Source organism: Rhodococcus sp. SG20037 (genome assembly GCF_031763325.1).
In the GTDB taxonomy this organism is placed as follows: domain Bacteria; phylum Actinomycetota; class Actinomycetes; order Mycobacteriales; family Mycobacteriaceae; genus Rhodococcus_F; species Rhodococcus_F qingshengii.
This window is the reverse complement of sequence record NZ_CP134497.1, coordinates 2444045-2468424: the sequence shown is the minus strand read 5'-3', so window position 1 is coordinate 2468424 and position 24380 is coordinate 2444045. Positions and strand designations below refer to the sequence as shown.

Sequence of the window (24380 nt, the reverse complement as noted above, 5' to 3'; positions counted from 1 at the left end):
GTTCCGCCAACGGTCCCCATGCTGAGAATGCACGGGATGATCAGGCCTCATCGCGGACGTTATTGAACATTGACGCCCTGGCGTTATGGCGGTCGACACATCTAGGCAGAACTGTGCTGCATGCAATTGAGACTCGAAAAACACAGGGTCGACAACACAACACTGGCTCGAAAACAACAAATGCTCTGCACCGTTTGGTGCAGAGCATTTGTCTTGGGTGGAGCTAAGGGGACTCGAACCCCTGACCCCCACACTGCCAGTGTGGTGCGCTACCAGCTGCGCCATAGCCCCGTATTCAGTTCGCTCTAACAGTCGAACTCGCAGCGGCTGTTCTGCTTTCCGCTTGCTGGAAGAAAGTTACACCACTTGACTCCTGGGCAACAAATCGCCTGGTCAGAGCGAAGCGGCCGCTCCTCGTCGGAGCGGCCGCTTCAGCTCAGGAGGAGAGCTTGGAAACCCAGTCGCTGCTGCCCGTGTCAACGATCTTGCCGTTCGCCACTACCGTGGGCGTCCCGTTCGACCCGACATCCTTGAGCGCCTGGCTGGCGGCTGCGGCATTGGCCGCGGCGGCTTCGACGTTGGTACCGGAAGAGATGCAGGTTGCCACGTCCTCGGATGCGCCCGCATCACGAGCGATCTGGGCGAGGTCGTCGTTGGTGTGGTCGCTGCTGCCGCCCTCGGCCGGCTGCGTGTCGGTCGCGAAAAGCTTGTTGTGGAATGCGGAGTACGCAATCGCGTCACCACCCTGAGCGACGCAGAGCAGAGCGGCGCCGGCCCGTGTGGAGTAGTCACCGCTGCCCGAGGCCCGGTTGAGGAAGTTCAGCATGTGGTACCGCACGGCGACGTCACCGTTGTCGACGGCGGCCGCGAGAGCCTGGCCACTGAGGTGTTCGAGAGCAGCACAGGCCGGGCACAGCGGATCCTCGAAGAGATCAATGGTTGTCGCGGCAGAGGGCTTGCCGAGCAGCACCACTCCGTTGTCCTGCACCGTGACGGCAACTTCGGAACTCTGCACGGAGCCGTAGCCGTCGTTCTGGGGCTTGTTCTTGCTGTTCGTCCACAAGACACCGCCGATGACGAGGGCCGCGATCACGAGCACCGCGAGGCCACCGATGATGTAGGTGGAGCGGCTCGAGACCGGTTCCGGCGAGTATTTGTTCTTGCTGCTCTTGGTGCTCACGCTGATGCAGTCCTTCGTGCGTCGAAACGATTTACCGATTGCTTACCTTGCCACTGAAGACTGAGTATCCACTGAGAACGCCGCGCGTGATCCGGGCCCCAATGCGAGTGGCGAACGCGGGAACACGAGCAGCCAGACGGCAAGTGCCAAGAAGCCCAGGTCGCGGAGAATCTCCTTCGAATAGTCCCAAGCGCCGACGTCGGCTGCACCTCCGCCGCCGAAACATCCGCAGTCGATGGACAATCCCCTGGCCCACACCGAAATGATCACCGCAATGAGAACCGTGAGGATGACCACCGAGACTGCAGCGGATGCTCGCACCGCCAACCCGACGAGGATCAGCAGGCCCAGGACTATTTCGACCAGGGGAAGAGCCGTCGCCACCGGACCCACCAGTGACTCGGGCAATAGTTGATAGGCGCGCACCGCGATCTTCGTCTGAACGGGATCAAAGAACTTGAGTCCCCCGGAAATCAGCCAAACGGCCGCCAAACCCAATCGGGCCACAAGACTCACGATGCGAATTGCCACCCGATCGAGAGTACAGAATGCCCGGTCAGTCCAGGTTTGTCCGCGCAGGAGTATCCGTTAGCACCGTCACATCAGTCAGATCTTCTACAACGGATTCGACAGACTTCGTTCGCGACGGGACGAACAACCACCCCGTCGCCGACACGACAACGACGGCTCCCATCACCGCGAAGGCCGCAGAGTACGACACATACTCGGCGATCAGCCCGGCACAAATCGGCGCCACTACCCCACCGATGTCGGACATCATCTGGAATACCGCCAGGACGGGTCCGCCGCGAGCCGTCGACCCGACCACATCGGCAACCGCTGCTTGCTGAGCCGGGCTCATGAGCCCTGAACCGACGCCCGTCACTGCAGCAATGACAAAGAACACCACGAGGTTGTCCGTGAATCCCATCGCGATGGTGCCCACACCACAGATGAGCAGGCCGCTCACGACAAAGGGCTTGCGTCCGAAGCGGTCGGAGAGTCGTCCGGACACGATCAACACCAACGCATTGCCGACGGCGAAGATCGTCAGGGCGTAGGCCGCAATCGAGGGGTCTCGGCCGAGGAACTCGACAACGAACAGGGGAACCATGGCAACGCGAACTCCGAAGATCACGCCACCGAAGGCGAGGTTCGATCCGAGCGCTGCCCGGTACACCGGAGACTGGAGGCCTTCTGTGAGAGTCATCGACTTCACATCGACAGCCTTGTCCGGTGACGCCAAATGAGATCCACGCAGGCTCACGAAGACAACGAGCGCGGCGATCACCAACGCAATTGCGTAGATGATGAACGGCATCCGCAGACCGAACTGCAACAGCGCACCGCCGACCAGCGGGCCGCCGATCGATCCCATGAGAAAGCTTGTCGCGTACAGACCCGACACGCGGCCGCGACTGTCCGGCGGTGACATGCGAATGATCAGCCCGAGAGCCGACACGGTGAACATGGTCGACCCGATGCCACCCAACGACCGGAACAGCAGAAGTTGCCAGTACTCCCCCGCGAAAGCGCACGCACCGGTCGAGACCGCGACGATGAGAAGGCCGACGATGTAGACCGGCCGCTCACCGAGTTTCTGTACCAAAGTGCCGCTCATCGGCGCGAACACCAATCGCATGAAAGCGAAAGACGAGATCACGATCGTGGCGGCGGTGACCGATACGTCGAAGCTGCGCGCGAACTGAGGTAGTGCCGGGGCGACCAACCCGAATCCGAGGGCGATGACGAAGCTGGCGGCGACCAGTACCCAAATTTCCTGTGGCAGCTTGGCTGCACGAGTTTTCATGTCGCCCGGAATTCTAGCCGGGCGACATGAGCGGTCCGCGGGCTAGTTCGCCTTCAAGACGCTGGACACCAAGTCCTTGGCCGCTGCCTGAACCTGAGCCAGATGATCGGCGCCCTTCATCGACTCGGCATAGATCTTGTACACGTCCTCCGTGCCGGACGGCCTCGCTGCAAACCACGCGTTCTCCGTCGTCACCTTGAGACCACCGATCGCCGCGCCGTTTCCGGGCGCGGCAGTCAGTGTCGCGGTGATCGGTTCACTCGCCAGCTCGGTTGCACTCACCTGGTCGGGAGACAGTTTTGCCAAGACTGCCTTCTGTGCGCGTGTCGCGGGCGCATCGATACGTGCGTACGCCGGGCTCCCGAACTTCTCGGCCAACGCGGCGTAGTGCGCTGACGGAGACTTTCCCGTCACCGCGGTGATTTCCGACGCGAGCAACGCAAGGATGATGCCGTCCTTGTCCGTCGTCCAGACGGAACCGTCGTGTCGGAGGAAGGACGCGCCGGCGCTTTCCTCGCCGCCGAATCCCACAGACCCGTCGAGCAATCCGGGAACGAACCACTTGAACCCGACCGGAACCTCGAGCAATTCGCGGCCCAGGCTGCTCACGACACGGTCGATCATCGAGGAACTCACGAGGGTCTTGCCGACCTTGGTATCTGCGCCCCAACCTGGCCGGTTCGCGAACAGGTACTCGATGGCAACGGCCAGATAGTGATTCGGGTTCATCAAACCGCCGTCGGGAGTGACGATGCCGTGGCGGTCGGAGTCCGCATCGTTTCCGGTCGCGATGTCGTAGCGATCCCGAATCCCGATCAGCGACGCCATCGCGTCGGGCGACGAGCAGTCCATGCGGATCTTGCCGTCCGTATCGAGCGTCATGAACCGCCAGGTCGGATCGACGAGAGGATTCACCACTTCGAGGTCGAGTCGGTGAGTTTCGGCAATCGCGCCCCAGTAGTCGACGCTTGCCCCGCCGAGGGGGTCTGCACCGATCGTGATTCCGGCATCGCGGATCGCGTCGAGGTTGAGGACACTGGGGAGGTCTTCGACGTAGTAGCGGAGGAAGTCGTAGCGTTCGACGCGGTCCAGCGCTTGTGCCGCCGTCACACGCCGTACCCCGGAAAGCCCCTTGCGCAGTAGCTCGTTCGCTCGATCGGCGATAACCGACGTCGCATCCGTGTCCGCGGGCCCGCCGTGCGGCGGGTTGTATTTGAAGCCACCGTCACGAGGCGGATTGTGTGACGGTGTCACGACGATGCCGTCGGCTTTGGCCTCCGGACCCGTCGAGTTGTATCGCAAGATCGCGTGACTGACAGCCGGGGTGGGAGTGTAGGCGTCGCGTGAATCGACGAGGACGACGACGTCGTTGGCGACCAGGACCTCCAAGGCCGACAGCCAGGCCGGCTCCGAGAGCGCATGTGTGTCCCGGCCGATGAACAGCGGGCCGTCGATTCCCTGCGAAGCGCGGTACTCGACGATCGCCTGGGTTGTCGCCAGGATATGAGCTTCGTTGAACGCCGAGTCGAGACTGGAACCGCGATGTCCTGAAGTGCCGAAAAGTACCTGCTGCATCGGGTTCTCAGGATCCGGAGTGCGCGTGTAATACGCGGTGACCAGATGAGGAACATTGATCAGATCCTCTGGCAGAGCCACTTGTCCTGCTCGTTCGTGCGCCACGAATCCCCCTCGGCCCGGTGGTCGACCACTGTGTCGACGCGACTGTGGACAATTGTCTACCCTGGCCGCGTGGCGTGCACGCTCGGCGCCGGATCCGTCAATCCGTGATCTGGATTCCCAACCACGCAGCGGACAGTCCCACGATCAGACTGAGGACGATGTAGATCAGAGAAAGCGCCGTCTGGCGCCTCTCGATCATCCCGACGTTCTCGGTCGCGAAGGTCGAATAGGTGGACAAGCCGCCGCAGAAGCCGGTCGCCAGAAGTGCGGCCATCTCGGTGGAAAGAGCTGCCCCGGTGAACAATCCAAGGAGGAAGCAGCCGATCACGTTCGCGGCGAACGTCGCAGCCGGAAATCCCTTGTACGCGGGCACATACCGCGCCAACAGGTACCGGCCACTCGCACCAGCGCCGCCGCCGAGCGCCACCAGGAGAACTGTCATGCCGACGCTCCGTCCCGCGCGCGGATCCAGCGTTCACCGAGCCCTTTGCCCAGTGCTGCAGCGAGGATCGCGGGAATCAACGTCCCGAGAACATAGAGAATCGATCGCCACGGACTCTCCGTCACGGCGTGAACCGCGAAGGACGAGAAGGTGGTGAAGCCGCCGCAGAAGCCTGTGCCGAGAAAGAGGTACCCAACCTTGTTGTGCACGAGCAGGGCCGCGAGAACACCGAGAACGAACGAGCCGACGACGTTGATGACCAGCGTCGTCCAGATGTGGGGAAAGAGCTCCCCCAGACCGTAGCGGCTGAGCGCGCCCAACCCTCCGCCGACGGCAACCGCGCATACCGCAGCCGGCAGTTTCAGATCACCCATGCTCTGGCCTCACCCGAAAGAGCCTACGTCCCGGAGCGGGCTTTCGGCGGGCGAGGAATGAAGTAACTTGTCCGCTGCTGATACTCGCGATAGCCCGGACGCTGTTCCATGTGTCGCTCGAGCAACCGCGCTCCGGTGGCGAAGACCAGGAAGTACGTCATGGCGATCGGTGAGAGGACGGTCAACACCCCCGGCCACACGGACGCCGAGACGAGGAAGATCCCCCACCAGACACACGCGTCGCCGAAATAGTTGGGATGCCGCGTCCATGCCCACAAACCTTGATCCATGATGTGGCCACGGCTGCCCGGATCGGATTTGAACTCCTCCATCTGTCGGTCGCCGACCGTCTCGAACGTGACGCCGACAATCCACAGCGCGATTCCGAGTACGACAAGAAGTCCGAAGCTGCCGTTCGACACTGCTGCGACCTGGATCGGCAGGGAGACGAACCACAACGAAATCCCCTGCGTGAGATAGATCTTGCGGATCGCATACAGCGTTCGATTACCCGTCGCTCGTCCGAGCATTTCTTCGTACCGCGGGTCTTCACCTTTGCCACGCGATCGAATCGCCATGTGCGTCGCCAACCGCAGACCCCAGATCGCCACGAGCGCAAGCATCAGCAACCGGCGCCAGAGGTCGCCGGTTCCCACTATCGCGGACACGAGCGCGATCAGAACGAAGCCGGCGCCCCACGACACGTCGACAACGTTGTGGCGCCCGATCCGTACACCGATCGTGGCTGTCACCGCCATTCCGACGGCGATCGCCAGCAGACTCGTGAGTGTGACCACTCCGAACGCGCCCCAGTCGAATCCGTTCATCGCCGCGACACCCACTGCGGCCGTACCGGTTCCATACCCGATCGACCATCACCGTGCGGCCGGACCGACAGAATCTGATCGACGCCCATCCTGCCGTCCCGAAATGCCATTCCTCCGCCGACGAGGTAGAGACGCCACACCCGAGCGACTTCGACACCTACGAGTTCCACGACGCGATCCCAGTTCGATTCGAAGGTCTCGATCCACGCGTCGACGGTCCGCACGTAGTGCTCACGCAGGGCGTGGACGTCCCGCACTTCGAGTCCACCTTCCTCGATCATCGCAACAGTGCGACCGACGGGCCGCATGTACATGTCCGGCGCGATGAACGACTCGATGAACGGACCTCCCCCGGGGTGCGGGCCAGTGCGGGACATCTGCTGAATCAGCACACGGCCACCGGCAATAACATTGTCGTGGAGCGCTTTCACGTAGGTCGGATAGTTGTCCTCACCGACATGCTCACCCATCTCGATGGAAGCGACCGCATCGAAGGGACCGTCTGGAATCTCTCGATAATCTTGGAGGCGAATCTCGACCCAGTCTTCCAAACCGAGCGCGCGGACCTTCGCGTCGACAAAAGCCTTCTGCTCCGCCGAGATCGTGATTCCGACAACCCTGGCACCGTACTCCCGCGCTGCATGCAGGCTCAACGAGCCCCAACCACAGCCGACATCGAGAAACCGCAAGCCTCGCGCTCGATCGAGACCGACCTTGCGGCACACCAGGTCCAGCTTGTCTGTCTGTGAGTCTTCGAGCGTGTAGTCCGGTGCATCGGAAGTCCAATAGCCCGAGGAGTACGCCATGTTCTCATCGAGGATCAATTGGTAGAAATCGTTCGACAAATCGTAGTGGTGCCCGATCGCCTCGCGGTCGCGGGCGAGGCTGTGCAGGCGCCCCTTCACCTGAGCCTGCGACGCCGGCGGAGCCAAAGGTCTCCCGAAAGCACCGAAGGATCGCGCAGCCTTGACCACGGCCAGGACAAGCGAGGGTGTCGGGGTAATCGACCCGAGCCCCCGCTCGGCAGACACCTTCCACACGTGTGTGAGTGCATCGCCTAGATCGCCCTCGACGTCGAGTTCACCGAGAACATATGCCTGCGCAGCCCCCAACTCGCCGGGATTCCAGAGCAAGCGTCGCAAAACGTTCGGGCTGTAGAGCGTCACTTTCGGAGCATCTTCCGGACCTGCCGTGCTGCCGTCCCATGCAGTCAACCGCACCGGAAGTTCGCCGCCGACAAGTGGACTGAGGATGTCCGAGAGACGACCCGCAACGCCGGTACCTTGTGTCGTTCGATCCATTGTGGCAGTCATCGCTGGTTCCTCCGATCGAGAACAATTTGCTGGACGTCGAGATACCCCGACCGAAACCCCGCCTCGGAGTAGCAGAGATAGAAATGCCACATGCGCGCGAACACTGCGTCGAACCCGAGCGCGGACGCCTCGTCGGTGCGAGCGCTGAATCGCTCGTCCCACAGTCGCAACGTCTGCGCGTAGTGATCGCCCATCGACATCCGCTCACGCACCCGCAGGGTTGTCATGCGCTCGGTGACGTCCTCGATCGCCCGCACCGACGGGAGAAATCCGCCGGGGAAGATGTACTTGTGCACCCAGGTGTAGGTGTTGCGGGTCGCGAGCATTCGATCGTGCGGCATCGTGATGGCTTGGATCGCCGCGCGCCCACCCGGCGCCAGCAGGGCGTCGATCGTCTGGAAGTAGCTTCCCCAGTACTGGTGGCCGACGGCCTCGATCATCTCGACCGACACAACGGCGTCGTACTCCCCCTGTACCTGCCGATAGTCGAGAAGGTCGACCTGAACGCGATCTGCCAGTCCCGCAGCGCTTATCCGCTTCGCTGCCAATTCCTGCTGTTCGACCGAAAGTGTCACCGAGCGCACCGTCGCTCCCCGTTGGGCAGCTCGGATCGCCAATTCTCCCCAGCCTGTGCCGATTTCGAGCACTCGCGAACCGGGTCCGACACCTGCGCCATCCAGCAGTCGATCGATCTTCCGATGCTGCGCCGCTGCGAGCACGTCCCACGATGGGGTCGCCCCTACCGACAGATCCTCGAAGAGTGCACTGGAATACGTCATGGTGTCGTCGAGGAACAGTTCGAACATCTCGTTCGAGAGGTCGTAGTGCCGGGAGATGTTCGAGCGCGTGTTCTGCGTCGAATTCCGTTCACTGCGAGGCTGCTTCGGAATGTAGAGGCCTCGTAGCCGCTGCAGGAAGTCGGGAATGAGCGTCGCCACGCGGGAGGCGAAGACTTCCAGGACCGCAGTGAGGTCGGATGCTTCCCAATCGCCCGCCATGTAAGACTCGCCGAATCCGATCAAACCACTGTCCCCCACACGAGCAGCGAAGTCGTCTGGGCGGTGAATGACCATCAACGGCGAATCGGGGCTACCGCCACCGGAGAACTCACCGTTGGGCATCTGGACACGCAGCGGCAAACGTGCGACCGCCTTGTGGAACAGGGCGCGGGCAACCGGTGATGCAACCCGCACTTTGAGCCCGCTCGGCACGGTGGCGACGCCCGGCCACCGCTCGGTTTCGATCGTGTGAGCGGAAGGTTCGGTGCCGAGAGTGGTTGTGGTCATTGCACTGCCTCCTGCGGGTGATGTTGCGGTCGGGGAACGATGGGTAAGCGCCTGGCCCACAGCCGGATTCCTTGAAATCTGATCTGCGCGGCGACTCGGAGCGGAGCCAGCGGGATGGCGAGCGCACTGCGCACGATCTCGCGCGTCGTCGCCGGCACACAACGACCGGACACCGTGGCCACGAAGGGCGCCTTGCCGTCACGGGCCAGAACTATCGAGAGCGCGAGCGCGGTGTCGGGTAGCGGAAGTCGCATCCGGTACTCGCCGTCCAGATCGTTGAATGGAGACACGTAGAACTCTTTGGACGTGCGAACCCCGCCACGTTCGTCGGTTTCGAGCAGGTAGCAGTGCCGCTCGCCGTAGGTGTTGTGAACCTCGGCAACGACGCACCGCTGACTGCCGTCGTCGTTCAGACACCAGAACACACTCAGCGGGTTGAACACATGGCCGAACACACGCGCGTTCGCAAGCATGAGGATGCGACCGCCGGCGAACTCCAATCCGTTGGTTGCCAGAAAAGTCTCGACGTTGGCACGAATCGATCGAGTGGGGTCGCCGAGGTGATCCCCGGCGTCGAACTTCGCCAAGGGCCGCAAAGCCTTCGGAAGCTCGGGCAAATCGTCGACGTCGACGAGCCAACTGTAGCTTCGGTACTCGAACTCGTTGTGCAACGGCTCCGTTCGTACGTGCCGGATGCTCGTATGAACGATGGACGGCGTGATGGGAGTAGTCACGGCCACCGACCTCCGACGCGTTCGGCGGCGCGCAGGCCAGAGAGTGCACCGTCCTCGTGGAAGCCCCATCCGTGGTACGCACCGGCAAACGCGAGCACGTCCGAGTCCAACTCGGGAAGCCGCGCTTGAGCGGCGACGGAGGTGGGTGTGTACTGCGGATGCTCGTAGGTCATCTGATCGATCACCGAGTCCGGGGCCACCATTTCGTCTCCCCCCAACGTCACCAGGTAGCGCCGGCCGGTCTCCGGCAGCCGCTGCAACCTCGTCATGTCGTAGCTGACCAGAACGTGATCCGGCTTCGCGTTGCATTCAGGGATGTAGTAGTTCCACGACGCGCGCGCATTGGTGTTGCCGGGCAGCACATTCTCGTCGGTGTGAAGCTGGGTGTGGTTGACGGAGTACGGCATTGCGCCGAGGACCTGGGATTCGACAGGCGTCGGATCCGCCAAAATCTTCAGCGCTTGCTGCGGATGCGTTGCGACCACGGCTGCGTCGAAGGTCTGGATCTGGTCGTCGCCGTCACGAATGTCGACGCGATCATCGAACCGGTGGATTGCGCGCACCGGCGTGTTGAGGCGGATATCCCCGATACTTTTGGCGACGAGACGAACGTATTCGCCCGATCCACCGGTGACTGTTCGCCAGGTCGGCGATCCAGTGACGCTCAGCATTCCGTGGTGATCGAGGAACGAGAACAGGTACCGCGCGGGATATTTCAGCGCCGAGCCGGGATCACACGACCAGACTGCCGACACGAGCGGAGTCATGAAGTGAGCGGTGAAGTAGTCGGAGAACCGGCCGCTGCGCAGAAACACCCCCAGTGTCTGGTCGGGTGCCGACGGATCCGTGTTGTCGAGCAGGGCTCGGGCACGGCGATGGAAGCGCTTGACCTCCATCAACATCGACAGAAAGCTGCCGTTGACAAGGAGCCCCGGCGTCGGGAGAACGCCGCGCAACCCTTGGCCTCCCGAGTACTCGAGTCCGCAACCCCCACACCTGACCGACATGCTCATATCGGATTCCTGCGTAGGCACATCGAGTTCTGCGAACAATCGCAACAATGTCGGATAGGTGCGATCGTTGTGGACGATGAACCCCGTGTCGATGGCGAGGCTTCGCCCTTCCGGGTCGGTGACCGAATGGGTGTCCGCGTGCCCGCCGAGCCGTGAATCCGCTTCGTAGAGGGTGACGTCACTGTCCTTACTGAGCACCCACGCCGCTGTCAGACCTGCGACACCACTACCGACGACGGCCACCTTGCGCTTGTCGGAACTCATCGTCGTTCTCCCATCTTTGTTGCGGCTACCCCGCGACTCATTCCTGCGATTGCATCCGCGACGAGGCGATGCCAAGTCGCCGCCCGACGGAGCATGAAGTGGCCTGCGCCGTCGATGCCGATCCATTCAGCGCTCTTACCCGACTTCTGCAGTTCGTCGACCTTCCGGCGAGACGCTGCCGGGTCGGTCCACGAGTCGGCCGTGCCGTGGAGCACAACCAGCGGTGTGTCCGAATGCAGATTCACCGACGTTCCATCGGGCCACCACGGCGCCAGCGCGACCACACCGACCACCGCCGGATCGCCACATAGTTCGGCGGCGACCCGTCCGCCCATCGAGTGCCCCAGCAGGATCACCTGAGCTTGTGAATTACGTTTCGTTATCGCGTCGAGTGCGGCGCGGGCGTCGGCGACCGGACTGCGCTCGGCACCGTTCCAACCTCGAACTCGATAGCGAGCCTGCACCGCCTTGACACCGGAGAGGCGAAGCTGAGCGGTGAACGGGCACATCCGAAGGTTGGACAGATGCCAGGCGCGAGCCGGGCGATGGCTCGATACCTTTCCTCCAGGCAGCACTAGCACCACCAGGTGCTGGTCACCGTCCTGCTGTTGCCGTCGGTTGGGCGTCATACACGGCATTCGGAGCCGAAAACCATTTGGATGGGGTTCGTAGAATTTCTTTTGTGAATCGTGAAGCACTCGTCGGCGATGTCCTCGACGCCATGGACGCCAACTTGGTATCCCATGCCTGCCACCTGCATGAACACTTGCCGACGGGATCGGTCACGGTCTCTGCAGATGTTGTCGTCGCAGACAGCGGCCTCACCGACGACACTTTCAACATCATCGCTGGTGCGCGCTTCGCTGTACCTGCTGCTGAAGGCCCGGAAGAAGACCGACGACTACTCGACGTACTCGCGTGGCTTCGAGCAACCGGTCGTCCGTTCTCCTGGTGGACAGGTCCGCGCGACAAGCCCTCTGACCTCGGCGCTCGCTTGTCAGCCCTCGGCTGCGTGCGCTCCGAGGAAGAAAGAGCGATGACGGCAGACTTGGACGTCGTCCCACGCCCAACGCCTGTCTCAGAACTGTGCGTTCAGCGAGTGACGACTCGTTCGCAGCTCGCCGACTACGCCGCCGTGATGGCCGCCAATTGGTCGCCGCCCTCAACCGCAGTAATACGTTTCTTCGAAGACACCGCCGATGACATCCTCGATGAGCGCTCGCGGAGTTCGTTTGTCGTGGGATACGCGAACTCCCAGCCTGTCGCCGGAGCCGAGGTCCATTTTGCCGCCGACGTCGCCGGACTGTATGGGGTCGTCACACTCGAAACGGCGCGCCGACGCGGATTCGGCTCGGCGGTCACCCTTGCCGCACTCGACATCGCCCGCGAGCGAGGTGCCCGAACCGCTGTACTTCAGGCGTCCAGCGACGGCGCACAGCTCTATCGAAACGTCGGCTTCGAGGATGTCGGTACCTACGCCGAGTACTCGATCGGCAGCGGTTAGACGTCCCCGCGGGGACGCTTTCCGTCCTCATCCACGGATGTGTGTCGGTACTGGCATCTATTATCGAACCTACATTCGAAACAATGTCGGACACGCGCCGGGGGCAACGATGAACGCAGAACTGACCGATACCGCAGCACTGATCAATGAAGAAACGCAGGGTTCCACCCGAAGCGACGTAGAGCAACTCGGCTCCGAAATCTGCGCTCTCGCCGGCCAGATCGCCGCGGCCACGGCTCGATTCCTCACCCTCCTGTCGAAGTTCGACGAAGACCGCGGCTGGTCCGGCCCTGGACTGCATTCATGCGCCCACTGGCTGTCGTGGAAATGTGGAATGAGCCTGCACACCGGCAGGGAATATGTTCGCGTCGCCAAAGCGCTCCGACCTTTGCCCGAGATGCGGAAGGCCTTCGAGCAAGGCCGGCTGTCCTACTCGAAGGTTCGCGCACTCACCCGGGTCACCACGCCGTCAAACGAAAAGCAGATGGTTCGGTTCGGATGCGAGGCGCCCGCAGCCCAGATCGATCGTCTCGCCGCAGGTCTGCGTAAAGCAACCGACAATGAATCCGGCAAAAGCAAAGCGCCCGAACATCTTCAGGTCCGCTGGCATTGGGACTCGGATACGGGCGAGTTTGTCATCAAAGGACGCCTGCCCGCACAGGACGGCGCCCGAATCCTCGCAGCGTTGGCGGTGGCGGAACGTGAACGCACCCGAACCGCTGCCATCCGCCCTGTCGACGAGAAGGCTACAAAGAACCCGGCCGGAAATATTGGACCAGGACTCGTCGCGATGGCAGAGCTCGCCACCGCCGCAGTCACAGACCGCACGTCCAAGGCCGCCGCGAACGAAGTTGTGTTCTTCCACGAAGCGAACACCGTCCGTGTACCGAGTGGACCCGCGCTCCCCCAAAGTGCCGCCGAGGAAGTGCTCTGCAACGCGAAACTTCGCCTGGGAACGACAAAGGAGGGATGCGTTTTGAATCTGGGCCGAAGGACCCGCGTCGTCAGCGCCAAACAAATGCTGGCATTGAATTACCGCGACGAATGTTGCCGCACACCGGGTTGCGGGCGGACTCGCTTCTTACACGCACATCACGTGAAATTCTGGGGACGCGGCGGAAATACGGACTTGGACAATCTGATCATGCTGTGCGGCACCTGCCACCGCGCGCTGCATGACGGCCAGTTCACGATCACTGCTCTCGGCGAGCAGAAGTTCGAGTTCCTTTACGCCAATGGTGACGTCATCGACCCAGCACCACCGACCGAGGGATTCGCTGATGGCCTACTGCGCGGAGACATACCCGACGACGCGATCATCCCAAGATGGGACGGCGAGCCCCTTCACCTCGATCACGCGGTCAGCGTCATCCTCGACGGTTGGGCCGCCTGAGGAAACATTGGTCTAGTCCAATCTGAATCTGCCGTGAACAACAGGACAACCCTCACATCCAGGTAGTGCAATTGGTCTAGTCCTATCGCAAGATGCTTAGCGTGACCAAGAAAATCGCACGCACCTCAGCCGCCATCACACTCCTCCTCGCCGGCGCGGTAGCAGCCGGAACTGCAACCGCTGCAGCAATTCCCGGATCATCCGACCTCAATCCGTCGGCCGCCGAGAAGACAGTTGTCATCGGCCTCGACGGCACCATGCTCAGCCACATCAAGACCGCCGACGCTCCCCGCCTCCAGAAGCTGATCGCCGAAGGAACCAGCGGAGAATCTTCCATCCTCGGCCACACCACCATCTCCGGACCGTCGTGGTCGACCATCCTGACCGGAGTCTGGGATACCAAGCACGGAGTCAAGGACAACACGTACGCGGGCGCCCGCTTCGACCTCTACCCGAGCGTCTTCACCCGGCTGGAAACAGCAAAGCCCTCCCTCCTCACCGAATCGATCTCCACCTGGGGCGGCATCGACAACATCGCCTCCAGTGGGACACCGAAAGCCGACGTTGTCGTCACCACGGCCGATGCAGGTTCCGGAGCGGCCACCGACGCTGCGACGGCAGACGCCGTCGCCCGCGACATCACAGACAAGGGACCTGACCTGATCTTCACCCAACTCGATCAGGTGGACGGCGCGGGACATAGCGGCGGCACCAACGGCGCTGCGTACGAAGAGTCCATCGCCTCGGTCGATGCTCAGGTGGGCAAGATTGTCGATGCCGTCGATCAGCGCGCAGCAAAGACCGGCGAGAAGTGGACTGTACTGGTCACTGCGGATCACGGGCACAAGCCCGCCGGTGGGCACGGCGGTCAGACACCCGCTGAAGCAACGACATTCGTCATAGCACGCGGCGCGGGATACGCGGCCGGTAAGAACACAGACTCGTACACGATCGCCGACATCACCCCGACAATCCTCAAGAGCCTGGGCGTTGCATTGCCTGCCGATCTGGACGGCAAGCCGCTGGCCAAGGAAGCTCCCGGCTTCGTCGGCTCGGTCGACCTGGGATTCTTCGGCTCCTGATCGCAAGAAGGCCCGGGCCACACAGCAGAGTGCCGCAGCAAGACAGCAGCAAAAAGGCAGCAAAAAGGTCGGGCCGGAGAGCGTGTGCTCTCCGGCCCGACCTGTTGTGGAGCTGCCGGGAATTGAACCCGGGTCCTACGTTGAATCGCTAGGGCTTCTCCGTGTGCAGTTCGCTAAGTCTCTACTTGGATCTCCCAGTCTCGCGAACAAGCCAGGATGACGATCCCAGTCACTGTTTGATGTCCCATCCGACTCCGTGACCGAGCCGAACAGTAAAGCCCTCTAGCTGATGCCAGGAACCGGGTCGAGGGCAACCCCGGGCTGACAGACACGCTTCGCTACTTAGGCAGCGAGAGCGTAGTCGCGCTGATTGGAATCGGCGCTTATAGGTTTGCAGCGACGCTTACGGTGGTCTCTTGCCTGCACCGACACGCTTCCCCTAACTCAACACACGCAGTCGAAACCGTTCAGCCCCGTGTGTGCCCCGCGTCTTTCGTGGGGCTATTCACTATAACGCGCCGAAGTTCGGAAGTCATACCAATTAATCGGCGGCACTTTCCGTGTCCTTCGGCCCAGCCGTTTCCTGCACTGCACCCGCTTCCTGCACTGCACCCGTTTCCTGCACCGCAGCCATCTCACGCTCGGCGGCACCGGTGATGTTGGTGATCATCCCCTGGAAGACGACTCCGTGGAAAGGCAGGATCGAATACCAGTACGCCCGACCCGCGAGCCCGCGAGGGAAGAAGACCGCGCGTTGATCGAGGTGGGAACCCACCGGCCGTCCGTCGGCACCGGCTGGGCCTTCTGATACTCGCAACTCCAACCATGCTCCGCCCGGGACCTTCATCTCGGCGCGCAATCGGAGCAACTTGCCTCGATCGATTTCTTCGACCCTCCAAAAGTCCAGGGCTTCGCCCGTGTTGAGCCGGCGTGGATCCCGCCTGCCCCGGCGCAGTCCGACACCACCGACCGCGCGGTCCATCCACCCCCGAATGGCCCACGCCAAAGGGAATGAATACCAACCGTTCTCGCCGCCGATCGACTCGACCACCGACCAGAGGGTTTTCGGATCCGCCGCGCAGTCACGTTCGCGATGATCGACGTAGACCGCTTCGCCGGCCCAATCCGGGTCGGATGGAAGAGGATCGGATGGAGCGCCCGCGATCGTTGCACCGGACCACGCCGTCTCCACCTCACCGGTGTCGATCTTTCGAAGTGCCAGTCGCACCGCTTCTCGATACGGCGTGAGGCCCTCGGCGGGAGGCGGGATGAAGCCGTCGATGTCGTGATTGTGCATCACCGCGTCGTTCTGCAGGGATTCGATCAGGGGCATCGCCAAACCTCGTGGGATCGGCGTGACCAATCCCACCCAGTGACCTGCCAGACGCGGGGTGAGGACGGGCAGGACGAGGATGCGTCGGCGTACCAATCCAGCGACGTCGGCGTAGGTGTTCATCATTTCGCCGTACTGCATGACATCCGGCCCACCGATGTCGAAGGCGCGGTTGACCTCCGGCGTCGTCGCCGCGGCTGCAATCAAATAGTGGAGTACGTCACGCACCGCGATCGGCTGAATGTTGTTGTGCACCCACTTGGGTGTGGTCATCACCGGAAGCCGATTGGTCAAGTGGCGCACCATTTCGAAGGACGCCGAACCCGATCCGATCACCACTCCAGCTTGGAACACAACCGTCGGAACCTCGGAGTCGAGCAGGATCCGACCGACTTCGAGCCGGGACTGCAAGTGAGTCGACAACTCTCGGTCGGAGGGATGAAGCCCGCCCAGGTAGACGATCCGTCGCACCCCCGCATCGCGGGCAGCGGCGGCGACGTTCTCCGCGCTTCGCTTGTCGATATCCGAGAACGACCCTCCCCCACCCATGGCGTGAACGAGGTAGTAGACCACGTCGATATCATCGAAAACACCTGAGAGGGTGGCACTGTCGGTCAGATCCCCGCGCTTGATCTCCACGGAATCGTGCCAGGGAACATCGCGTAGTTTCTCCGGGCTGCGCACCACCACTCGAACTCGATGACCCTCTTCGACCAGGCGAGGGGCAAGACGTCCGCCGATGTATCCGGTCGCACCCGTGATCAACACTCTCACTGCGTCCATCACCCCACGCTACGCACAATTCAACTGCGAAGCGCGAGTGCAACCCCGAGGTCGTCGTTGGTCAACATCATGTTGATCCCCGCTCCGGCCTTCGCCCCGGCGGCTGCGGCCATGATGACCTGGGCACCCGGGTCCACGACATTGCCCGCGGCGAACACGCCGGGCACGCTTGTGGCCCCCATCATGTCGACTGTGACGAAATCGCCCATCATCGTCTCGGCGCGCTGCGCACCGAATGCGCGCAAGATCGCATCGTTGGGGTCCATCGTGAGGGCGCCACCGACGAAGACCGCCGAACGCGCGACCACACTGCCGTCGGCCAACCGCACGCCCACCAACCGATCATCCTCGACGACGGGACCGGCAACCTCACCCTCGACGATCGAAATACCGCGAGCCGCAAGCTTTTCCCGATCTTCGGAACTCAGTTCGGTGATGCGACGAAGGAAGAGAACCACGTCATCGGACCACTGGCGAACCATGAGCGCCTGGTGCATCGCAAATTCCGCGCTCTTGGCGATCACGCCGAGCGGCTGATCACGCACGCCGTACCCGTGGCAGTACGGGCAGTGCAACACATCGCGGCCCCAACGCTCGCCGAAGACTTCGAGTTCTACCGGTAGGCGGTCCGTCAGACCCGTCGAAACAAGCACCTTGCGCACCTGAATCTTGCTGCCGCCAGCCAGTTCTACCGAGAATTTCTCGCCGTCCCGTGTCACGGAGACAACGGTGCCGTCATGGAACTCGCCGCCGAATTTGCGGACCTCACCTCGGCCGATGGTCAACAATTCTGCCGGGTTCATGCCGTCACGGGAGAGGAATCCGTTCATGTGGTCGGCGGCCGCGTTCCGTGGCGATCCGTTGTCGAAGACGATCACGGACCTGCGTGTCTGACCGAGAATGAGTGCGGCGTTGAGGCCTGCCGCACCGGCTCCGATTACTGCTACGTCGAATGAGTTCTGCGTCATGAATCCAGAATGACAAGAGAACGCAGTCTTGACAAACACTGTTGCCACTTTGGCAAAATGAGTGCATGACCGAAACATCGTTCGAAGCCGTACTAGCCGGCATCGGCCCTCGCCTACGTGCGTTGCGCCAACAGTCCGACATGACCCTGGCCGATTTGTCGGAGACCACCGACATCAGCGTCAGCACACTGTCGAGACTCGAATCCGGTACTCGCCGAGCCAACTTGGAGTTGCTGCTGCCGATTGCCAAGGCACACGGCGTCCCGTTGGACGACCTGGTGAACAGCAAGATCAAGGACCCCCGCGTTCGAGAAGAACCTCGAACGGTCGGATGTATGACGGTCATTCCGCTGACCAGTCAACCCGGCAATCTGCAGGCCTACAAGATGATCATCTCGCCCACCGACGACGATCGCGAACCGGGATCCCACGAGGGCTACGAGTGGGTCTACGTTCTGTCCGGGCGCATCCGACTCCAACTCGGCGATCGGGATTTCATCATGGGCGCGGGCGAGGCCGCCGAGTTCGACACGCACATCCCGCACCGCATCAGTGCTGCCGACGGCCGGCCGGCCGAGGCGATCAGCCTCTTCGGAAAACAAGGCGAGCGGGTTCACCTACGCGCAGCGCCGGCCGACAGACGCGGCTGAAACGCTAGGACTGAAAACGCTGGAACTCGAAAAAATCTAGGCGCCCGCGACGGCAATCATGCCGACTGCCGCCAGCGCCAACAGCATTCCCGCTTGTTGCACGCGGCTTACCCGCTCGCCCAGCATCACCATGGCGAGCAGAACCGTCGCAGCCGGATACAGCGAACCGATCACGCTGACCAGTGAGAGCATTCCGCCTTGGAAGGCGTAGATCATCGTCCCGTTCGCGACGACGTCGAGGACGCTGACGTACACCGCGAGCTTGAGTGGCTCGCCTCGTGGGAGAACGAAGTGACCGGCCGCCAGCGCGACCAACCACACCACGACGGTCGCGGCGCCTCGAGATACGGCCAACGCCCACAGCCCGCTGCCCTCGCCGATCTGGTGAAGTGCGATGAACGAGAGCGCAAATGCGCCACCGCTTCCGACGGTCAGAAGAGCCACTTGTCTGGTGAAGCGGAGGGTGATTCCGCCGGCAACCTCACCCGCGGTGTCGTCAGGCGACTCGCGGCTGACCAGGACGACGGCGACCAGCGCGACGGCAATACCCAGGTACGCGATCAACCCCGGCCGCTCACCGAAAGCGAAGCCGACGAGCACCGGAATGCCCGCCACCAGAACAGCTGTCAGCGGCGAGACCACCGACATGGGGCCGGTTGCCAGCGCGAGATAGAACCACCAGACCGCCAGACCACTCGTGACGCCCGCGATCGCGCCCCAGATCAAACCGTTCAGCGTCAGCGTCCCGGATACGAAAGGTGCTGCGATCAGAACGATGACGAGCGAGAGCGGATACGAGACGATCACCACACGCAGTGCGGCAACTCGTCGTGACGCAACTCCCCCGACGAAGTCGCTGACTCCGTAGGCAACTGCCGCCACGAGGGCAAGCAGGATGGAGGTCAGCGCATGCCCTTGATACGACGACCGAGCTCGCGGGTCACCTCGCGCTCGGCGGTGCGCTTGGCCATGTCCTGGCGCTTGTCGTAGTCCTGCTTACCCTTTGCCAGTGCGAGTTCGACCTTGACCTTGCCGTCGTTGAAGTACATCGACAGCGGGACCAGCGTCTGGTTTCCCTCGCGGGTCTTACCGACGAGGTGCTCGATCTCACGCTTGTGCAGCAGGAGCTTTCGGGTACGCCGTGGCGAATGGTTGTTCCACGTGCCTTGCGTGTACTCCGGAATGTGCAACGAGCGCAACCACACTTCGCCGTTGTCCACCGTGGCGAACGCGTCGACGAGCGACGCCTTGCCTTCACGCAGACTCTTGACCTCGGTCCCGACGAGAGCGATGCCGGCCTCGTAGGTGTCGATGATCGTGTAGTTGTGGCGTGCTTTGCGATTGGTCGCAATGACCTTGCGGCCCTTTTCCTTCACTGTCCGGGCCTCTCAGTCCGCTGTCTTGCCGTCGAATGGTTCTTGCTGTTCCAGCATAGAAGCTCGTGCAAACCGATTATTCGCGGACGTACAGACGCAGCGTCACGTACGCCGTCACCGCGGCCATTCCGACACCGGCAAGTACGAGGATCGGCGAGACGAACAGCACGTCACTGTTGGATATCCGCGCCACGATGTTCGCTTCGTAGACGTCGGACAGGACCCCGTCGATGAAGACGTTCTTCGCCGTGAACAGTCCAGCAATGGCGAGCACCGCACCGATCAAGGCCGCCACGACGGCTTCGAGGAGGAACGGAAGCTGGGTGTACCAACGCGTCGCGCCGACCAACCGCATGATGTTGACCTCGGTACGACGCGTGAACGCGGCGATCTGGACCATGTTGGCGATGAGCAGGATGGCCGCTATCGCCTGGACGATCGCGATCGCGAACGCTGCGTTGCGCACTCCACCGAGCACGCTGAACAGTCGGTCCACCAACTCGCGCTGATTGAGCACACTCTCGACGCCGGGCCTCGAACCGAAGGTGTCGTTGATGACGCCGAACCGCTCCGGGTCACTGAGCTTGACCTTGAACGACGCCGGGAAGCTGTCCGGGCTCACCAGGGCTGCCAGTTCGGGCTGGTCCTTGAACACGCGCTCGGTGGCGTCCTTCACGGCGTCTTCGCGGTTGAGGTACTGAACCGCGACGACGGACGGAGTCTGCTCGAGTTCCTTGCGCAACGAACTGCAGATCTCCTGCTCGCAACCGGGATCGGCCGAAGAGATGTCGTCGGTCAGGAAGATCTGCACCTCGACTCGTTCGAGGAAGATCTGCTGGGTCTTGCCTGCCATCTGCACGACCAGCAGACCACCGCCGAAGAGTCCGAGGGAGATCGCCGTCGTCAAGATCATGGCGATGGTCATCGTGATGTTGCGGCGTAGGCCGGTCAGGACTTCGCTGAAAATAAAGCTGGCGCGCATCGGGGAATCCGATTCCTTTTCGAGAGGCCGGTTGTTTCACGACAACCGGTGGGCGTACGGGACGTGTGGTCGTAGTCGGCGCTACCTGCCGACGCCGTACACACCCCGCGCTTCGTCTCTGGTCACCTTGCCGAGATCGAGTTCGATGACGCGTCGACGCATGGAGTCGACGATGTGGTGATCGTGGGTCGCCATCACGACGGTGGTGCCGGTGCGGTTGATCCGCTCGAGCAGCAGCATGATGTCCTGGCTCGTTTCGGGGTCCAGGTTGCCGGTGGGCTCGTCGGCGAGCAGCACGAGAGGGCGGTTCACGAATGCGCGGGCGATGGCGACGCGCTGCTGCTCACCGCCGGAAAGTTCGGTGGGCAGTCGATCGGCTTTGCCGGCCAGACCGACCATGTCGAGAACCTCGGGCACAGTGCGCGCGATGACGTTGCGGGGCTTGCCGATGACTTCCAACGCAAAGGCCACGTTCTCGGAGACCGTCTTCTGCTGAAGCAAGCGGAAGTCCTGGAACACACAGCCCATGCTCTGGCGAAGCTTCGGCACGCGGCGGGCCGCCAACTTGTTGACGTGGAAATCCGCGACCTCGATGTCGCCGGACGTAGGCGACTCCATCTTGAGCAGCAACCGCATGAACGTCGACTTGCCGGAGCCGGAGGGGCCGATGAGGAAGACGAACTCCCCCTTCTCCACCTCCACACTGACCTTGTCGAGCGCCGGCCTGGTGGAGGCCTTGTAGGACTTCGACACATTCTTCATGCTGATCACAACTAGCCAGTCTAGCCGTTATCTAACGGTGACCTTGGCGCCACGCGCGAGCACCCTCGTCCTTATCCGGTACCGGTGGTCGCGGGTGACTGCGGCACAGACGTCGGTGCCTGCATCGCCGCGCCAGGTTGGGGAACGGTCGTCGTCGCCGGAGTGGTCGGCACCGTCGTCGCGGACTGTTCGGCGTTGCCCGGCGCAGGCGCGGGACCCGAAGTCGGCGTCGGAGAACCTGAGCTGCCCGTGCTCGATTCCGGAGACTGGGTCTCGGACGTAGTCGTCGGCTCGGTCGAGGACGGCACGGGGGTCGTCGTCGACGGTTTGACCGAGGGCGCGACGTAAGGCTCGGTCTGCGACGTGTCCACGCTGGGCGGTGGTGTCACTGCGGTCGGGTCCTCAGGATTGAGATACGTATGCAACAGATACGTCAATATCCACGCCACGATGAGAATGAAGGTAGAGGTTCGCATCCGGCCGCCGAAAATCCGGGACGGGAGCCAGTCCAGGTGAAACAGTCGGTCGAGTCCGCGGCGCGGTTCCTGATCGGTCATTCGCTCGCCTCCTCGGTCCGTACGGTGTGTAGATCCGGTGACACCGTGATCCCCTGACGTCGCAGTGCTGCGGCGACGCGGACGCGAAGAGCGCGTCCGACCTGGAACTGTTTGCCGGGGAGTGTGCGCGCGACCATCCGCACGTTGACCTGATCGACCTCCAGGCTTTCGACGCCCATGACCGTGGGCTCGTCGAGCAGCAGTTTCTTGAGTCCGCGGTCGGCCATCGCGTCGACTCCGACCTGGCGAAGCACCTCGTTGACCCGGGTGAGATCGGCGGTCGCCGGAACCGGAACGTCGATGACGGCGCGTGCCCAATCCTTGGACAGGTTGGTCGCTTTCACGATCTGGCCGTTGGGAACGGTGATGACCTCGCCGTCGGAGTTTCGCATCCGCGTCACGCGCAGGGTCACGTCCTCGATGACACCCTCGGCGTCGTCGGAGGAGCCGGTGATCGCAAGTCGCACGGTGTCACCGAAGCCGTACTGACGTTCGGTGATGATGAAGAAACCGGCAAGAATGTCCTGCACGACGCGCTGTGCACCGAAACCGAGCGCCGCACCGAGAACGGTCGCCGGCGCGACGAGACTTCCGATCGGCAGGTTCAGTTGGTCGAGAACCTTCAGCGTCGCGATCACGTAGATGAACGTGATGACCACCCAGGTGATGACCTGCGCGACCGAGTGACGATGCTTGGTCGCCTCGGAACGAACCAGCGCATCGCCCAACTGATAGTTGGAGTCGATCTGGTCGGTGACCTTGTTGCCTCCCCAACTGACCAACCGGGCGAGAATCATCGCCCCGAGCACGGTCATGAGGACGGACAAACCGGTGGTTTGAAGCCAATCGAGCAGGTTCTGCCCAGGTCGAAGTAAAGTCATCGTGCCTTTCGGTATCCGAACGCTATGCGGACTGGTTCTCGCTCATGCGCCAGCGGATGCCGGCCTCGAGGAACCCGTCGATGTCGCCGTCGAGCACTGCCGACGGGTTGTTGACCTCGTACTCGGTACGCAGGTCCTTGACCATCTGGTACGGATGCAGAACATAGGAGCGCATCTGGTTGCCCCACGAGCTGCCGCTGTCGCCCTTGAGCGCATCCATCTCGGCGCGCTCTTCCTGACGCTTGACCGCGAGCAGTTTTGCCTGCAGGACGCGCATCGCCGACACCTTGTTCTGGAGCTGCGACTTCTCGTTCTGACAGGTGACGACGATTCCCGTCGGGATGTGCGTGAGTCGAACGGCGGAGTCCGTCGTGTTGACCGACTGGCCGCCGGGACCGGACGAGCGGTAGACGTCGACGCGGATGTCGTTCTCGTTGATCTCGATGTGGTCGGTCGTCTCGACGACCGGCAGTACCTCGACCTCGGCGAACGACGTCTGACGGCGCCCCTGGTTGTCGAAGGGGCTGATGCGAACGAGCCGGTGGGTGCCCATCTCGACGGACAACGTGCCGTACGTGTACGGGCCTTTGATCGCGAACGTCGCGCTCTTGAGTCCGGCTTCTTCGGCGTACGACGTGTCGTAGACCTCGACGCCGTAGTCGTGCTTCTCCGCCCAGCGGATGTACATACGCATGAGCATCTCGGCCCAGTCTGCAGCGTCGATACCGCCGGCACCGGAGCGGATGTTGATGAGCGCGTCGCGCTCGTCGTACTCGCCCGAGAGCATGGTCTTGACTTCCATCGCCGCGATGTCGTCTCGCAGGCTCGCGCGCTCGGCGTCGGCGTCGGCCACCGCGTCGGGGCCTTCGTCTTCTGCCAGTTCGTAGAGGATCGGCATCTCGTCGAGTCGCTCGCGTAGTGCCACGATCCGGCGCAGCTCGGCCTGCGCGTGGGAGAGCTGGCTCGTGACCTGCTGGGCGTGTTCCTGGTCGTTCCACAGACCCGGGTCGGCTGCCTGGTGCTCGAGCTCGTCGATGCGTCGGCGCAGCTCCTCGACGTCCACAACCGATTCGCAGGTGCGAAGGGTGGTGTCGAGGGCGTTCAGGTCTGCAATTACGTCGGGATGCACGGTTCTCAAGGCTACCGGGTGCCGACCTCGGCCCTGCCGCCCGTCACGTATTGGGAT

The 24380-nt window shown here is 62.6% G+C and carries 25 protein-coding genes, 1 tRNA gene and 1 other RNA gene; 4 read left to right on the top strand and 23 right to left on the bottom strand.

Translation table 11 applies throughout. From position 1 onward, the window contains the following. Positions 1-218 precede the first annotated feature (218 nt). From RHP72_RS11450 to RHP72_RS11390, 13 genes are all read right to left on the bottom strand, one after another. Positions 219-291: transfer RNA gene (locus RHP72_RS11450), tRNA-Ala, on the bottom strand. A 145-nt stretch (positions 292-436) separates the two neighbouring features. Further along, positions 437-1180, bottom strand: coding sequence for a DsbA family protein (locus RHP72_RS11445; RefSeq protein WP_007731305.1), 744 nt, complete (start codon positions 1178-1180; stop codon positions 437-439). A 42-nt stretch (positions 1181-1222) separates the two neighbouring features. Next, positions 1223-1711: a MauE/DoxX family redox-associated membrane protein gene (locus tag RHP72_RS11440; RefSeq protein ID WP_003942318.1), complete on the bottom strand. Its 489-nt coding sequence runs from the start codon at positions 1709-1711 to the stop codon at positions 1223-1225. A gap of 25 nt (positions 1712-1736) precedes the next feature. Continuing rightward, positions 1737-2990 (bottom strand): MFS transporter, encoded by a 1254-nt coding sequence (locus RHP72_RS11435; RefSeq protein WP_065352244.1) that lies wholly within the window; start codon positions 2988-2990, stop codon positions 1737-1739. A 42-nt stretch (positions 2991-3032) separates the two neighbouring features. Further along, a complete protein-coding gene (gene pgm / locus RHP72_RS11430) occupies positions 3033-4670 on the bottom strand; it encodes a phosphoglucomutase (alpha-D-glucose-1,6-bisphosphate-dependent) (RefSeq protein WP_161120866.1) in 1638 nt (545 codons plus the stop codon). Positions 4671-4767: 97 nt separating this feature from the next. Beyond that, positions 4768-5112: a fluoride efflux transporter CrcB gene (gene crcB, locus RHP72_RS11425; protein WP_003942344.1), complete on the bottom strand. Its 345-nt coding sequence runs from the start codon at positions 5110-5112 to the stop codon at positions 4768-4770. Continuing rightward, positions 5109-5486: a CrcB family protein gene (locus RHP72_RS11420; protein ID WP_007731302.1), complete on the bottom strand. Its 378-nt coding sequence runs from the start codon at positions 5484-5486 to the stop codon at positions 5109-5111. The genes crcB and RHP72_RS11420 overlap by 4 nt, the downstream gene beginning before the upstream one ends. A 23-nt stretch (positions 5487-5509) precedes the next feature. Further along, the gene (locus RHP72_RS11415; RefSeq protein ID WP_037130102.1) at positions 5510-6313 is read right to left on the bottom strand and encodes a DUF1295 domain-containing protein; all 804 of its coding nucleotides are present in this window, start codon (positions 6311-6313) and stop codon (positions 5510-5512) included. Beyond that, entirely contained in the window at positions 6310-7626 is a 1317-nt protein-coding gene (locus tag RHP72_RS11410) for a cyclopropane-fatty-acyl-phospholipid synthase family protein (RefSeq protein WP_054187609.1), read from the bottom strand. The genes RHP72_RS11415 and RHP72_RS11410 overlap by 4 nt, the downstream gene beginning before the upstream one ends. Beyond that, a complete protein-coding gene (locus RHP72_RS11405; RefSeq protein WP_003942339.1) occupies positions 7623-8912 on the bottom strand; it encodes a cyclopropane-fatty-acyl-phospholipid synthase family protein in 1290 nt (429 codons plus the stop codon). Before RHP72_RS11405 ends, RHP72_RS11410 begins: the two co-directional genes overlap by 4 nt. Beyond that, positions 8909-9652: a DUF1365 domain-containing protein gene (locus RHP72_RS11400; RefSeq protein ID WP_030534973.1), complete on the bottom strand. Its 744-nt coding sequence runs from the start codon at positions 9650-9652 to the stop codon at positions 8909-8911. Before RHP72_RS11400 ends, RHP72_RS11405 begins: the two co-directional genes overlap by 4 nt. Next, on the bottom strand, positions 9643-10923 hold the full coding sequence (locus tag RHP72_RS11395; RefSeq protein ID WP_065455540.1) for an NAD(P)/FAD-dependent oxidoreductase: 1281 nt from the start codon (positions 10921-10923) through the stop codon (positions 9643-9645). The genes RHP72_RS11400 and RHP72_RS11395 overlap by 10 nt, the downstream gene beginning before the upstream one ends. Further along, positions 10920-11552 (bottom strand): alpha/beta fold hydrolase, encoded by a 633-nt coding sequence (locus tag RHP72_RS11390; protein ID WP_007731295.1) that lies wholly within the window; start codon positions 11550-11552, stop codon positions 10920-10922. Before RHP72_RS11390 ends, RHP72_RS11395 begins: the two co-directional genes overlap by 4 nt. Before the next feature lie 53 nt (positions 11553-11605). On the opposite strand from RHP72_RS11390, the gene RHP72_RS11385 reads away from it, so the two are divergent. The 3 genes from RHP72_RS11385 to RHP72_RS11375 all read left to right on the top strand — a co-directional run bounded on the left by RHP72_RS11385 (position 11606) and on the right by RHP72_RS11375 (position 14902). Further along, complete coding sequence (locus RHP72_RS11385; RefSeq protein WP_080961234.1) at positions 11606-12427, top strand: GNAT family N-acetyltransferase; 822 nt, start codon at positions 11606-11608, stop codon at positions 12425-12427. Between the two features lie 109 nt (positions 12428-12536). Beyond that, positions 12537-13820, top strand: coding sequence for a DUF222 domain-containing protein (locus tag RHP72_RS11380; RefSeq protein WP_311094700.1), 1284 nt, complete (start codon positions 12537-12539; stop codon positions 13818-13820). Between the two features lie 101 nt (positions 13821-13921). Next, positions 13922-14902, top strand: coding sequence for an alkaline phosphatase family protein (locus tag RHP72_RS11375; protein ID WP_003942284.1), 981 nt, complete (start codon positions 13922-13924; stop codon positions 14900-14902). Between the two features lie 104 nt (positions 14903-15006). Here the strand turns inward: RHP72_RS11375 and ssrA are convergent. From ssrA to RHP72_RS11360, 3 genes are all read right to left on the bottom strand, one after another. Next, positions 15007-15377: a transfer-messenger RNA gene (gene ssrA, locus RHP72_RS11370) on the bottom strand. 66 nt (positions 15378-15443) lie between these two features. Then, positions 15444-17018 (bottom strand): SDR family oxidoreductase, encoded by a 1575-nt coding sequence (locus tag RHP72_RS11365; RefSeq protein WP_161120862.1) that lies wholly within the window; start codon positions 17016-17018, stop codon positions 15444-15446. Positions 17019-17038: 20 nt separating this feature from the next. Beyond that, positions 17039-17986, bottom strand: a complete 948-nt coding sequence (locus RHP72_RS11360) for an NAD(P)/FAD-dependent oxidoreductase (protein ID WP_311094699.1) — start codon at positions 17984-17986, stop codon at positions 17039-17041. A 65-nt stretch (positions 17987-18051) separates the two neighbouring features. Between RHP72_RS11360 and RHP72_RS11355 the strand changes: the two genes are divergently transcribed. Beyond that, positions 18052-18636: a helix-turn-helix domain-containing protein gene (locus RHP72_RS11355; protein ID WP_007731290.1), complete on the top strand. Its 585-nt coding sequence runs from the start codon at positions 18052-18054 to the stop codon at positions 18634-18636. Positions 18637-18672: 36 nt separating this feature from the next. Here the strand turns inward: RHP72_RS11355 and RHP72_RS11350 are convergent, their stop codons facing one another. The 7 genes from RHP72_RS11350 to prfB form a co-directional block, all read right to left on the bottom strand. Further along, positions 18673-19530, bottom strand: a complete 858-nt coding sequence (locus tag RHP72_RS11350) for a DMT family transporter (RefSeq protein ID WP_075832889.1) — start codon at positions 19528-19530, stop codon at positions 18673-18675. Between the two features lie 8 nt (positions 19531-19538). Then, positions 19539-20012 (bottom strand): SsrA-binding protein SmpB, encoded by a 474-nt coding sequence (gene smpB / locus RHP72_RS11345; protein WP_003942330.1) that lies wholly within the window; start codon positions 20010-20012, stop codon positions 19539-19541. Positions 20013-20088: 76 nt separating this feature from the next. After that, positions 20089-20994, bottom strand: a complete 906-nt coding sequence (gene ftsX, locus RHP72_RS11340; RefSeq protein WP_003942367.1) for a permease-like cell division protein FtsX — start codon at positions 20992-20994, stop codon at positions 20089-20091. An 81-nt stretch (positions 20995-21075) separates the two neighbouring features. After that, entirely contained in the window at positions 21076-21756 is a 681-nt protein-coding gene (ftsE, locus tag RHP72_RS11335; protein ID WP_020969258.1) for a cell division ATP-binding protein FtsE, read from the bottom strand. A gap of 71 nt (positions 21757-21827) precedes the next feature. Further along, entirely contained in the window at positions 21828-22313 is a 486-nt protein-coding gene (locus RHP72_RS11330) for a hypothetical protein (protein WP_007731286.1), read from the bottom strand. Further along, positions 22310-23194, bottom strand: a complete 885-nt coding sequence (locus tag RHP72_RS11325; RefSeq protein WP_003942304.1) for a mechanosensitive ion channel family protein — start codon at positions 23192-23194, stop codon at positions 22310-22312. Before RHP72_RS11325 ends, RHP72_RS11330 begins: the two co-directional genes overlap by 4 nt. A 22-nt stretch (positions 23195-23216) precedes the next feature. Beyond that, positions 23217-24323 carry a peptide chain release factor 2 gene (prfB, locus tag RHP72_RS11320; protein ID WP_003942364.1) on the bottom strand — a complete coding sequence of 369 codons (1107 nt, stop codon included), beginning with the start codon at positions 24321-24323 and terminating at the stop codon, positions 23217-23219. Positions 24324-24380: the final 57 nt, after the last annotated feature.